The sequence below is a fragment of the Enterobacter sp. BIDMC 30 genome (assembly GCF_000534355.1).
Classification (GTDB): Bacteria; Pseudomonadota; Gammaproteobacteria; order Enterobacterales; family Enterobacteriaceae; genus Enterobacter; species Enterobacter ludwigii.
Window position 1 is genome coordinate 4,487,812 of the sequence record NZ_KI973169.1, and the last position, 12,262, is coordinate 4,500,073.

Consider the following 12,262-nt stretch of genomic DNA (forward strand, 5'->3'; position numbering starts at 1 on the left):
GAATGGATCTAAATCTGAAACACCGCACAGCCATCGTCACCGGTGGAGCCACGGGGCTTGGCCGGGAATTTGTCCTTTCCCTGGCTAAAGAAGGCGTCAATATCTGTTTCACGTACCTGCGTGATGAAGAGTGCCCGGAATTACTGATTGAACAGGTGAAATCCACCACTGACGTCAAAATTATTGCGGTGAAAACCGATCTTGCCGATGAGAAAAGCCGGGAGCATCTCTTTGCGGCCTGCATTGAGCAGATGGGAAAGGCCGACATTCTGGTCAATAACGCCGGTATCTGGCTCAGTGGTTACGTTGCCGAGATAACCCCACAAGACTGGGACTTGGTAATGAATGTGAACCTGAAAGCGGTATTCCATTTAAGCCAATTGTTTGTGAATCACTGCCTGCAACAAGATCAGGCAGGCAGCATTTTGAATATTACCTCACAGGCTGCATTCCATGGATCCACAACCGGCCATGCCCATTACGCGGCCAGTAAAGCGGGCCTGGTAGCTTTCTCTATCTCGCTGGCAAGAGAGGTAGCAAAACAAAATATCAACGTGAACAACATCGCTGTCGGGATTATGGACACCGCGATGATCCGTAAAAATATTGAACAGGACCCAGCCTATTACGTCAGCCGGATTCCAGTAGGTCGGGTAGCTCAGCCAAATGAAATTGCCGACATCGGGGTCTTCATGGTTTCTCCTAAAACCAGCTATATGACGGGAGCAACTGTGGATGTCACCGGCGGTATGTTGATGCGTTAATCTATGGAGAATCACTATGAAATGTCTGGCAATTGCCGATCTTTTTATCAACAAAGCGATGATGGAAGCAGGTCTTAATGCGCTCAGGGATAAAGGTATCGACGTTGAAGTTCGTGAATGGTCGCATGATTCGATCGAAAAATTGCAGGAGGATAATCTGCGGGTCGAGCAGGAAGGCGCAGAAGCGGTTACGTTACCCGCAGCCTTACTCGAGGGTGCTGACGACGTTGAAATCCTGATAACCCAGTTTGCTCCGGTCAATACGGCAGTGCTGGATAAACTGCCAAAGCTCAAATACATCGGGGTATTGCGAGGGGGCGTTGAAAACGTCAACCAGCAGGTCGCACTGGCCCGGGGAATTGAGGTAATGAACACGCCGGGGCGCAATGCCCGCAGCGTGGCGGAATTTACGGTCGGGATGATGCTGGCCGAAATGCGCAATATTGCCCGTTCTCATGATGCGTTACGCGATAAGTTCTGGCGTAAAGACAGCCCGAATCATCAGGCTATTCCAGAGCTTGGCGGTAAGGTTGTCGGTCTGGTTGGCCTGGGTCATATTGCTCAACTCGTCGCGGGTTTTCTTAGCGCCTTCGGCACGGAAATTATCTTTTATGATAAGTACGTCTCCGGCCACGAACGCTATGAGAAAGTCGATACCCTTGACGAGCTGGTAACACGGGCTGACGTTGTCTCACTCCATGCCCGTATGACGCCGGAAACCGAAAACCTGATCAACGCACACCATTTCGGGTTAATGAAAAGCAGCGCCATTATTGTTAATACCGCGCGCTCCGGGCTAATCAATGAACGCGATCTGATTGACGCTCTACAGACCGGAAAAATCATGGGGGCGGCGCTGGATACTTTCGACGATGAGCCGTTACCTGACGACAGCGCGTTTTATTTACTGAATAACGTCACCATCACCCCGCATATTGCGGGCAGTACGCTCGACGCCTTCAGTAATTCACCCAAACTATTTGCTGAGATCTTGCTGAAGAAACTCAGTTAAATATAAAAAAGACCTTTAAGGTTTTTATACAGCCCATTGGGCTCGGCTTCGCTCGCGCCCAATTCGGCCGCCTTGTTAAGGAATCATTATGGATATTATCAACAGCATTATTAGTCTGGGGGCATCAGTCATGATGCCAGTAATATTCTTTATTATCGCACTTTGCTTTGGGGTAAAAATCGGTACGGCATTTAAAGCGGGGATGCTGGTCGGTATTGGGTTCGAAGGCGTCGGCCTGGTAATTGGCCTGCTGCTGACGAACATTGGCCCTGCATCACAGGCAATGGTCGAGCGCATCGGCCTGCAACTGAATGTCGTCGACACCGGGTGGCCGACCGCTTCAACGATTGGCTGGGGCTCTCCGCTGATGCTGCCTGTCGTGGTCGGTTTTATTGTCATCAATCTGGCCATGCTACTGCTCAAATTAACCAAAACGGTGAATATCGATATCTTCAACTACTGGATATTCCTGATCATGGGCTCGGTCGTGTATGCCGGAACCGGTAACTACTGGCTTTCTGTTGGCATAACATTTGGTATTTTTGTCTTAACGTTACTGGCAGCAGATTTAACCGCCCCGTATTTACAAAAAAATTATAATCTAAAAGGGATTTCTTTCCCTCACCTTACCTGTATAGCCTACGTCCCCTTTGGCATAGCCTGTAATTACATTATTGATAAGATTCCGCTTATCAATAAAATTAATTTTGATCCGGAAAGCATTAATAAAAAGTTCGGTGTATTTGGTGAGCCGTTAACGCTGGGTTTCGTACTGGGATTGCTGCTGGCATTCCTTGCCGGGTATGACGTTTCGGCTGCCGTTTCGCTGGCAATCAAGGTCTCCGCGGCGATGCTGCTGTTGCCAAAAATGATTGAAATACTGGTGCAGGGATTGCTTATCGTCCGTGATGCCGCAGAAGCAAAATTGAAGGCCAAATTCCCTGACCGTGACTTTTATATCGGCATGGATACCGCGTTATTGATTGGCGAACCTTCAGTCCTGGCCACCGGACTGCTGTTGATCCCGATGGCCGTAGTGCTGTCTATCATTCTGCCCGGTAACCGCGTTCTGCCATTTGTCGACCTCGCTTCATTGATGTTCCTGCTGGCGATGGTCACGCCATTCTGTAAACGCAATATGTTCCGCATGTTCATTAGCGGCACGCTGATCGTCAGCTGCATTTTGTACGTCGGAACGGACATTTCTAAGGAATACACTCAGGCGGCGGTTAACTCCAACATTCCGGTGCCGGAGGGAATGTCTGAAATTACCAATATTGTCGGGGGGGCGACCACACCGGTTGGCTGGCTGGCAGTGAAGTTTGGGGAGTTTTTCAGTACTGCGCCTTAATTAAGAGTCACAACACAAACAGAGGGCAATCCCCTGCCCTCTGTTTCTTTTTAAACATTTCAGAAAAATCTTCAACTGAATGACATATCAACCAGAGCATTCCTTAGAAAAAGATGACTTCAAAAGACAAATCTTGCTATGAAATTTTCTGTATATGACTCATTTAACTTCGTCTCCAAATTGTGTTTTTTTTGAAAATAGAATTAACATCAAGCTCACGCTATTAATATCCCCATCCATTAAACCAGTTAACTACCCTGTTCTTTTCTCTTAGGGACATTAACTTACAAACGCCCACGTATAATCACGCCTCTCCCGAATAACGAGCTGTTCATTGTGATGGTATACATGCGTTCATTTCATGGTATTTCCTCGCATCATGAGAGTCGTTATAACTAACATCATTGAAGCGCCAACATTTCTTCGAAGGAGTGGATAATGAAAGTGCTGAGCAAAAGACAAATATCGCTGGTAAATCAATTAGCTCAGGAAGATGGTTGGCTAAGCACGGCTCAGGCCGCGAAAATCCTTCATATCTCAGTGAGCACGCTCAGAAGAGATGTTGATGCTATCAACGACTTTTTCGCTGATAAAGGCAATCACATACTCTGCAGACCTGGCCTGGGCATGAGGCTGGATGCAAGTGAAATAGTGTCTTTGCCAGTTACATCTCCAGACGAACATGTTGCTAACATATTAAAAAGCAAAAGACTCATTGGCATCATCACTGATTTGCTGACGCACTCACCCACGCCATTATCCATTACTTTTTTGTCAGACAAGTATTTCATCAGCCGCTCCTCAATCGTAGAGGATTTAAATAAAATTGATAAATGGCTGGGCAGTTTTTCACTTGTGATGATAAAGAATCATACGGGAACGTATGTTGAAGGTAATGACTATGATATTCGCATGGCTCTCAAGGAGATCATAACACATAGCGTATTATGTAATTATCAGATGACCGATAGTCGAATCGACAGATTTTCTCGTGTACAACTCATAAAAGAGTTTGGTAAAGAAAACGTCGCGAACTGTATCAACCTCATCACCTTCATAGAAGATGAATTAGCATGTGCAATCAGTGAACCTTACTACACCAATCTTTTTTCACATTTACTGGTCACCATCAGACGAATGGAGAAGTGTCATCCTCATACCGATAACGAGAAGGTTCCAGTTCATGATAATAAAGAATGGAAAGTTGCAGTTAAAGCAATATCATGGCTAGAGGGAAAGTATACATTTTCCTTTCCAGAGATTGAAATTAACTACATCTATCAGTATCTGATTTCATCTGGAAAAGATACGACCTTAACCAACCTTCCAGATAACGATTTTCAGGATAAAGAGGCGGTAAGTTATGCCATAAATCTGACAAGTGACATCTCTCAGTCGCTTAAATGTGATTTAATATCAGACAAAACACTGTTGAACTCTCTGGTCATGCATATTAAGCCGATGCTAAATCGACTAACTTACCGGATAATTATTCACAACCCTCTTCTTGATGAAATAAAAAAAGAACTCTCAGATGTTTTCGCTGCTGTCAGAAGCGCCACTATAAAAATAAATAACTATGATAAACACGACCCCCCTTCAGAGGATGAAGTTGCTTATTTAAGCGTTTATATTCAGGCAGCAATAGAAAAGGTTAAAGAGAACAAAAAAATTATCCTTGTCTGTTCAAGTGGAGTCGGCACATCGCAGCTTCTGTATAGCCGGATCACCAAAGCATTCCCGGACTGGGAGATTGTCGACATTGTGCCTGGAAGCAGGCTTAAAAAAACATTATCTGAAAAGAAATGTGACTTAATCATTTCAACGGTGAGGATAGAAGAAATGATGATCCCTGTGGCATATGTATCCGCTCTTTTTTCAGCAAAAGATATTATTCGCGTGACGGAAACATTATTCACCGAACGCAACTCTCAGGAGAAATAGCATGTTAGATAAAATTGTTTTAAGTGATCTATTAAGCAAAGCCTGCGTGATAACTGATATGCAGGCGAACAGTAAAATGGATGTCATTGAGCAACTGACGCAGTCGCTATGCGAAGAAGGTGTAATCGATAATAAACAAGGTTTTATCGCTGACGTGCTTGCAAGAGAAGCACTGGGGTCAACGGGTTTCGAAAATCAGATTGCTATTCCACATGGAAAATCTCAGTGGGTTAAAGAAACAAGAATTGCTGTTGCCAGGCTAAAGGAGACTGTTGACTGGGAAACCATGGATAGTTCCGATGTCAAACTGGTGATTCTGTTTGCCGTGAAAGACGTCGACAGCGGAGCGGGACACATAAAAGTGCTGGCCCGTATATCAATTGCATTAGGAGATGATGACGTCGTCGACAAATTACTTAATGCCAGCTCACAAGAGGAACTGTACCGGTTAATTCTCAGCAATACCGGGGAGTAGCATCCTTACAAGGAGAATAAAATGAAAATCATTGCAATTACCGCCTGTCCAACTGGCGTTGCACACACATACCTTGCTGAAGCAAACCTCAAAAAGAACGCCTGTAAAAAAAGCATTCCCTTACTTGTTGAAACGCATGGCGCTGTTGAAAGTGAGTATATTTTTACAGATGATGATATCAGGCAGGCGGACGTAGTTTTAATCGCCGCTGATAAGGTTATTGATCTCTCGCGCTTTAATAATAAAAACATTATCCACGTCTCGGTAACGCGTGCAGCGAAAGATGCATCTGGGTTACTGGATGATATTGTTTCTGGAAAATTACAGCCTGAACGGTATCTTGCGTCAGATATTTCGGAAAAGCAGTCACAAAAAGATACGGATAAATCTCTCGTTTCCCAGATTTATATTCATCTTATTACCGGCGTTAACTTGATGATTCCGTTCGTGGTTGCCGGTGGCATTCTGATTGCCCTGAGTTTCTCATTTGGCATTACCGCTGCAACACCTGGCGATCCAAATTTCAGCCCTGTTGCAAAAATGCTTTCTGATATCGGTGGGGGTGCCGCTTTTGCCCTGATGCTGCCCATTCTTTCACTTGGCATCAGTAAATCAATTAGCGGCAATATGGGCATGGTTTCCGGGGCCGTTGGCGGCATGATGGCGATACAAACGGGTTCGGGATTTCTCGGAGCACTACTGGCCGGATTCCTGGCGGGATATATCACGCTGCTGATTGTGAAATATATCAATCTCCCTAAGTCCGTGGCAGGCCTGAAGCCGATACTGATCGTCCCGTTACTGAGCGTTTTTATTACCGGTGCGTTGATGGTGTTAGTCATTGGCGAGCCCATTAAGTTTCTTCTCGACTCGCTAACCTTATTTCTTCAGAACCTCGGGAATACCAACGCAGCCATCATGGGACTTATGATAGGCATGATGGTGGCCTTCGACATGGGAGGACCGCTGAATAAAACCGTCTGTATGTTTGCTATTGGCCTAATGTCGACAGGTATCTATGAACCGATTGCCGCCTGCATGGCTGCTGGCATGGTACCGCCGTTAGGCATTGCGCTCGCCACCACGCTGTTTGGTCGTAAGTTTACCCGTCAGGAAAGAGACACCGGCAAAGTCACCTATGTTCTTGGCCTGTCTTTTATCACGGAAGGTGCAATCCCTTACGCAGTAGCTGATCCGCTACGTGTCATCCCTGCCATTGTTGCAGGGTCCGGGCTTGCAGGGGCCCTCTCTATGGCGCTGGGATGTGCATCAAGAGCCCCGCACGGTGGCGTATTTGTCATGTTTATTCCGAATGTGATCACCCATGTTGTCAGCTATATCGCTGCTATTGCTGCAGGCGCATTACTGACGGCCCTTATTCTTCGTTTTATTAAGAAAGACAGCCCTGAAACTGTACAGGAGATGTAACCATGCTTATGAATATGAAAGACGTTTTATCCATAGCTCAGCAAAATAAATTTGGCGTTGGCGCATTCAATATTGCCTCTGCCGAGTTTGCCAGGCTCGTCATTGAGGTTGCAGAAAAACTTCGTTCACCCGTCATTCTTGAAGTGCATCCTGATGAGCATGAATTTACCGGGGATGATTTTATTTACTATCTTCGCGAACTGGCGATTAAGGCAACGGTGCCCGTCGTCATCCATCTGGACCACGGGCAGACACTGGAACAGGTTATGCGGGCCATTCGCACCGGCTATACATCTGTCATGATCGACGCCTCAGCCCTTCCATTTGAGGAAAACATTGCGATCACCCGCCATATTACCGAAGTGGCCCATGCTGCGGGCGTATCTGTTGAAGCGGAACTCGGCACGATAGGTGTGGCTGATGGCAGCAGCGAAGGCGGACACGCTGAAATCCTTTATACCGATCCACAGCAGGCTGAACAGTTTGTGAGAGAGACAGGAGTCGACACGCTAGCGGTTGCGATTGGAACCTCACACGGATTATACCCGGCAGGAAAACAGCCGAAACTGGATATCGAGAGACTGAAAGCCATTAAGCAGCGACTGAGCATTCCTCTGGTTCTGCACGGTGGTTCAGGTAACAAAGATGCTGAGGTGGCAGAATCTGTCCAGCACGGTGTCAGCAAAATCAACATTTCCAGCGATATGAAAAAAGCATTCTATATTGCACTGGAAGAAGAACTGAAATCAGGAAGTCATGAACCTAACGCTCTATACCTTAAGCCAATGGATGCAGCGAAAGAGATTGTGATCCAGAAGATGGATTTATTCTCCTCCATCGGCAAGGCGGCGCTTTACGGCTAAGAAGGCAAGGCGATTCAATAAGGGAGCCCTGACAGGCTCCCATCGGGATCACACTTTTCATCCTTGGGTATTCACTTACTAAAATTAGGTGTTATCATTCACCCCGTAAATACCTTTCAACTCAACCCGAGGCTTTGATGCTGGAGAATGTAATCATCCGATAATCAGCTTCCCGACCTTTTCAGGCCGGACTGATTATCAATGCGCCGAAATCGAATGCGGACACCGCGGTGTGTTTGCACGTTTTGCACATGATGATTAAACAGGTTTTCCAGTATGAATTTATCCCGTCAGGAACAACGTACCTTACACGTTCTCGCCAAAGGTGGCCGTATTGCGCACGTTCGCGATGCGTCTGGCCGCGTCACCGCCGTTGAATGCTACACCCGCGAAGGCCTGTTGCTCATCGACTGCACCCTCGCCACCTTCAAAAAACTCAAAACCAAAAAACTGATCAAGTCCGTCAACAGCCAGCCCTACCGCATCAACACCACCGGGCTGAATAACGTTCGCGCACAGCTTGATAACCGCTAAGGAGAGCATGATGGATATCAGCACCCTTATTTCCGCTTCCCGGCACATCCGGCTGTCAGCGGAGGAGAGCAAAATCCCCTGGGACGAACCGGCCTTCAGCCAGCGCATGCTGGCGAACCATTTGTCGCAGGACCACGACTGGGCCAGCCGCAGGCAGGAGGTCATTGAGCGGCAGGTCGAGTGGATCGCCAGCCAGTTATCCCCTGGCGCACATATCCTCGATCTCGGCTGCGGCCCCGGTTTTTATACCCACCGCTTAGCGGAGCGCGGATTTCACTGCACCGGCGTGGATTTCTCACCGGCATCCGTGAGCTGGGCCCGTCAGCAGGCGCAGAATGCCGGATTGAACATCGACTATGTTCAGCAGGATATCCGCGCATATTGGCCAGATAAATCGTTCGATTTCATCATGATGACGTTCGGGGAACTGAATGTGTTCAGCACGGCAGATGCGCGCTCACTCGTCAGCCGCTGCGCGCTGTGGCTGGAGCCGGGTGGCAGGCTGCTCACTGAAGTCCATACTTTCGAGGAAGTTAAACGTCAGGGAATGGCTGAACCGAGCTGGCAACGCTGTCCGGACGGGCTGTTTCTGGGCGTCCCTCACCTGCTGCTGACGGAACATGGCTGGGATGAAGAAGCCCAGACCAGCTCAACGCAGTTCTGGACCATAGAAGCAAACGGTCACACCACCCGTTTCGGCAGCCAGATGACGGCCTGGCGCGATGACGAGTACATCAGCCTGCTCGGTAATGTCGGTTTTACCCTGCTTCCTCCTCCTGAAAGCCACGACTGGCCAGTCAGCGAGACATTTGAAGGAAAGCTGTTTGCTCTGCTGGCCGAAAAAGCAAAAACCTCAGAGGAACTTCCTCTTAATACTCAACGCAATAAAAGGAATTCCACATTGGATATCCCACGTATTTTTACCATCAGTGAAAGCGAACACCGCATCCACAACCCGTTCACCGAAGAGAAGTACGCCACGCTGGGCCGCGTGCTGCGCATAAAACCGGAGACCCGCATTCTGGACCTCGGCAGCGGCTCGGGCGAGATGCTCTGCACCTGGGCCCGGGATCATGGCATTACGGGGACTGGCATCGACATGAGTTCGCTCTTCACCGCGCAGGCCAGACGCCGCGCGGAAGAACTCGGCGTCAGTGAACGCGTACATTTTATTCATAATGATGCGGCCGGTTACGTCGCCAATGAAAAATGTGACGTGGCAGCCTGCGTCGGCGCGACATGGATTTCCGGTGGGTTTGCCGGGACGGTCGAACTGCTGGCGCAGAGCCTGAAACCGGGCGGGATCATGCTCATCGGTGAGCCCTACTGGCGTCAGCTTCCGGCAACGGACGAGATAGCGCAGGCCTGTGGCGTCAGCTCACTGGCTGATTTCCTGACGCTGCCGGGGCTTATCGGCGCGTTCGACGATCTCGGCTATGACGTGGTGGAAATGGTACTGGCAGATCAGGAAGGCTGGGACCGGTATGAGGCCGCGAAATGGCTGACCATGCGCCGCTGGCTGGAGGCTAATCCTGACGACGACTTCGCCGCCGAAGTCAGGGCCGAGCTAAACATCTCGCCGAAACGCCACGTAACGTACGCGCGGGAATACTTTGGCTGGGGCGTGTTCGCGCTTATCGCCAGGTAACAACAAGCCCCGGTATTTCTGACTGGAGATACCGGGGCTTCGCCTTTGCTTTGATCTGATGCATCACCTGAACAATACAGATTGTGTATGTTTATTAACCAGGATGTCACCATAAGGAGCATCATATGTCACAACATGAAAAGTTCTGTCAGGCTTGCGGAATGCCGATGTCTGCACCCGATGCACACAGTGCCAGCGATCAATATTGCGCGTACTGCTGTGACAGCAACGGCAATCTTAAACCCTGGGAAGAAGCGGTATCAGGCTTAGCCAACTTCCTTGATTCCTGGCAAAAAGTCGGCCCGGAAGAAGCACAGAAGCGTTCAAAACGTTATCTGACGGCAATGCCCGCCTGGGCTCATAAAGCAGACGAGTGAAGAACAAAGCCTTAATAATTTAGGCAGACTATCTTCACTCCCCTGATTCCATAAAGGAGAGACGATGTTTTCTTACATTATGCCCGGCGATCTGCCACGCGCCATCACGTTCTACGATCCGTTGATGGAATTGCTTGCACATCCAAAGGTAGGCCGGAATGAAGAAGGCGCATCTTGGGGACGTTCAGCGAAAATCATACCATCGGATTGTGCGTCGGCAGGCCCTTTGACAGACAACCCGCCGGGGTTGGTAATGGCACGATGGCGGCGCTGAACGCCCGTTCTATTGGACATATCAGATATCAGACAGTTGCATGCGCTTGCCCTTAGTCTGGGAGGCGCGGATGAAGATGCGCCGGATCACAGGCCGCATTACGGGCAAGGATTCCATAGTGCTTATGCAATCCACGTCAGAGAGTTGTTGTTGAGAATAACCTGACGAGTAAGTCTCTTATTGAAGTATATGCGTTAGCAGCCCCTGTAGGACAAGAGTGGCTTGTCCGGTTAGGTGGGATACTTACAAAATCAGCTCCTATTCCATGTCGAGATGCTCATAACGAATGTTTGAAATATCCAGTTGAAAAATAATAATTTTAATCTACTTAAATCTATATAAGGAACACAGTCTAGTAACGCGCCACTTTAGCCATGTCGCTACGTCGTTACTAGTTAGGGTTAGGGTCCCTGCATCAAATTTCGGGTGGCTTATTCCAGCAGCTCGGACTTTCACTGTCAAAAAACTCTATCAGAATATTTTGCCCAAGATTATCTTTGATTAATTGATTGGCTCTATTGCAATACGCCTGGTCTTTTCTGAAAACGGATACCGCGACTCGCTTTATGCCCGCTCCAGCCATTCGTTTTAGCAGATGTACATCATGTTCGCCTATGCCCCAGCCTAGAATCACAAGATTTTCACACTGTTCGACGAGAACTTCCCGGTAAACCGTTGAAAGATAGAAACTGCTCTGAATAGAGTTTACTTTTTGTTCATGCGTTCCTTCGCTCACAAACAGCGGAACGACCTCCTCGCTTTGCCAACGTTTCAGAATCGATTCAAGTAAGCCCGCATTCTGAATATGAATTTTACTCTCCTGTTCGATACGATTTCGACACAATATGAGGCTGCCATGTGGGTAAAAAACAAGCGTGTTAGATTGTTCATTTCCAAGCATTCCTCTTAACCGTTGCCAATCCTGCTCAAAACGACCTCTGGCAAGAAAGCAGTCCTTAAATCGATGATGATCGTTGATATCTAAACCATATGTCATTGTCCAGTAAACGATCAGATCATAGTTAAGCGAAATAACCTTATTGAATCTTTTCAGAAACTCGTAAATATATGGCAGTTGTTCATCAACTTCATCATGCTCAGGATGCACATCTCGTACAGCCTGAATAAGGCATTCACGTATCCGGACGTACGCCTCATGGGTACGGGTATTGTTACTGGCTGGTGTTTTTAGCCGAAGACGCTTTCGATGCGAAAGCGCATTTAAGCGACGACATAACATAGCGAGGTTTACGATGGATACGGTTTCTCCTGCTAAACGAAGCTATGTTATGTCCAAGGTTAAGGGGAGAGATAGCAATTCAGAAAGAATCGTTAGACGTCTCGTCTATCATGCTGGATTTCGTTATCGTTTATGCGATCCGCGATTGCCGGGCAAGCCAGATTTAGTGTTTTGGGGAAAGCGTAAAGTTATCTTCGTGCATGGCTGTTTTTGACATGGTCATGAGGGATGTCAGCGAAATCGTATGCCAAAGTCAAACCAGGAATACTGGTTTGTTAGGTTGGGGAAAAACAAAGTCAGAGATACTTTGCATTTATCAAAACTACATGAAATGGGTTGGCAGAAGTTGGTG

The 12,262-nt window shown here is 47.9% G+C and carries 12 protein-coding genes and 1 pseudogene; 12 read left to right on the top strand and 1 reads right to left on the bottom strand.

From position 1 onward, the window contains the following. Positions 1–2 precede the first annotated feature (2 nt). From L466_RS01355 to L466_RS23405, 11 genes and pseudogenes are all read left to right on the top strand, one after another. Complete coding sequence (locus L466_RS01355) at positions 3–764, top strand: SDR family NAD(P)-dependent oxidoreductase (RefSeq protein ID WP_032681809.1); 762 nt, start codon at positions 3–5, stop codon at positions 762–764. A gap of 16 nt (positions 765–780) precedes the next feature. Next, positions 781–1,776 (top strand): 2-hydroxyacid dehydrogenase, encoded by a 996-nt coding sequence (locus L466_RS01350; protein ID WP_032681811.1) that lies wholly within the window; start codon positions 781–783, stop codon positions 1,774–1,776. An 88-nt stretch (positions 1,777–1,864) separates the two neighbouring features. Then, entirely contained in the window at positions 1,865–3,127 is a 1,263-nt protein-coding gene (locus tag L466_RS01345) for a PTS galactitol transporter subunit IIC (protein WP_001546979.1), read from the top strand. Positions 3,128–3,565: 438 nt separating this feature from the next. Next, positions 3,566–5,071 (top strand): BglG family transcription antiterminator, encoded by a 1,506-nt coding sequence (locus L466_RS01340; RefSeq protein WP_032681814.1) that lies wholly within the window; start codon positions 3,566–3,568, stop codon positions 5,069–5,071. 1 nt (position 5,072) lies between these two features. Further along, a complete protein-coding gene (locus L466_RS01335; RefSeq protein WP_032681816.1) occupies positions 5,073–5,546 on the top strand; it encodes a PTS sugar transporter subunit IIA in 474 nt (157 codons plus the stop codon). A gap of 21 nt (positions 5,547–5,567) precedes the next feature. Next, complete coding sequence (locus tag L466_RS01330; protein WP_032681817.1) at positions 5,568–6,974, top strand: PTS fructose transporter subunit IIC; 1,407 nt, start codon at positions 5,568–5,570, stop codon at positions 6,972–6,974. Between the two features lie 2 nt (positions 6,975–6,976). Continuing rightward, positions 6,977–7,837 (top strand): ketose-bisphosphate aldolase, encoded by an 861-nt coding sequence (locus L466_RS01325; protein ID WP_032681819.1) that lies wholly within the window; start codon positions 6,977–6,979, stop codon positions 7,835–7,837. A 276-nt stretch (positions 7,838–8,113) separates the two neighbouring features. Continuing rightward, positions 8,114–8,371, top strand: a complete 258-nt coding sequence (locus tag L466_RS01320) for a YjhX family toxin (RefSeq protein WP_032681821.1) — start codon at positions 8,114–8,116, stop codon at positions 8,369–8,371. Positions 8,372–8,378: 7 nt separating this feature from the next. Then, complete coding sequence (locus tag L466_RS01315) at positions 8,379–10,019, top strand: class I SAM-dependent methyltransferase (protein WP_088202982.1); 1,641 nt, start codon at positions 8,379–8,381, stop codon at positions 10,017–10,019. 125 nt (positions 10,020–10,144) lie between these two features. Further along, positions 10,145–10,396 carry a zinc ribbon domain-containing protein gene (locus L466_RS01310; protein ID WP_032681824.1) on the top strand — a complete coding sequence of 84 codons (252 nt, stop codon included), beginning with the start codon at positions 10,145–10,147 and terminating at the stop codon, positions 10,394–10,396. Between the two features lie 64 nt (positions 10,397–10,460). Continuing rightward, a pseudogene (locus L466_RS23405) lies at positions 10,461–10,835 on the top strand (VOC family protein). Between the two features lie 250 nt (positions 10,836–11,085). On the opposite strand, the gene L466_RS01305 reads toward L466_RS23405, so the two are convergent. Beyond that, complete coding sequence (locus tag L466_RS01305; RefSeq protein WP_236918380.1) at positions 11,086–11,910, bottom strand: DUF4917 family protein; 825 nt, start codon at positions 11,908–11,910, stop codon at positions 11,086–11,088. A gap of 13 nt (positions 11,911–11,923) precedes the next feature. Here L466_RS01305 and L466_RS24175 point away from each other — a divergent pair, with 13 nt between their 5' ends. Continuing rightward, a complete protein-coding gene (locus tag L466_RS24175) occupies positions 11,924–12,124 on the top strand; it encodes a PDDEXK family nuclease (RefSeq protein WP_208599395.1) in 201 nt (66 codons plus the stop codon). Positions 12,125–12,262: the final 138 nt, after the last annotated feature.

What these genes read in the sequence shown, in the direction of transcription:
- L466_RS01310 (WP_032681824.1), top strand. Translation starts at nt 10,145, where the DNA reads ATGTCACAACATGAAAAGTTCTGTCAGGCTTGCGGAATGCCGATGTCT.
- L466_RS24175 (WP_208599395.1), top strand. Translation starts at nt 11,924, where the DNA reads ATGGATACGGTTTCTCCTGCTAAACGAAGCTATGTTATGTCCAAGGTT.
- L466_RS01355 (WP_032681809.1), top strand. Translation starts at nt 3, where the DNA reads ATGGATCTAAATCTGAAACACCGCACAGCCATCGTCACCGGTGGAGCC.
- L466_RS01330 (WP_032681817.1), top strand. Translation starts at nt 5,568, where the DNA reads ATGAAAATCATTGCAATTACCGCCTGTCCAACTGGCGTTGCACACACA.
- L466_RS01345 (WP_001546979.1), top strand. Translation starts at nt 1,865, where the DNA reads ATGGATATTATCAACAGCATTATTAGTCTGGGGGCATCAGTCATGATG.
- L466_RS01325 (WP_032681819.1), top strand. Translation starts at nt 6,977, where the DNA reads ATGCTTATGAATATGAAAGACGTTTTATCCATAGCTCAGCAAAATAAA.
- L466_RS01340 (WP_032681814.1), top strand. Translation starts at nt 3,566, where the DNA reads ATGAAAGTGCTGAGCAAAAGACAAATATCGCTGGTAAATCAATTAGCT.
- L466_RS01315 (WP_088202982.1), top strand. Translation starts at nt 8,379, where the DNA reads ATGATGGATATCAGCACCCTTATTTCCGCTTCCCGGCACATCCGGCTG.
- L466_RS01320 (WP_032681821.1), top strand. Translation starts at nt 8,114, where the DNA reads ATGAATTTATCCCGTCAGGAACAACGTACCTTACACGTTCTCGCCAAA.
- L466_RS01335 (WP_032681816.1), top strand. Translation starts at nt 5,073, where the DNA reads ATGTTAGATAAAATTGTTTTAAGTGATCTATTAAGCAAAGCCTGCGTG.
- L466_RS01350 (WP_032681811.1), top strand. Translation starts at nt 781, where the DNA reads ATGAAATGTCTGGCAATTGCCGATCTTTTTATCAACAAAGCGATGATG.
- L466_RS01305 (WP_236918380.1), bottom strand. Translation starts at nt 11,910, where the DNA reads ATGTTATGTCGTCGCTTAAATGCGCTTTCGCATCGAAAGCGTCTTCGG.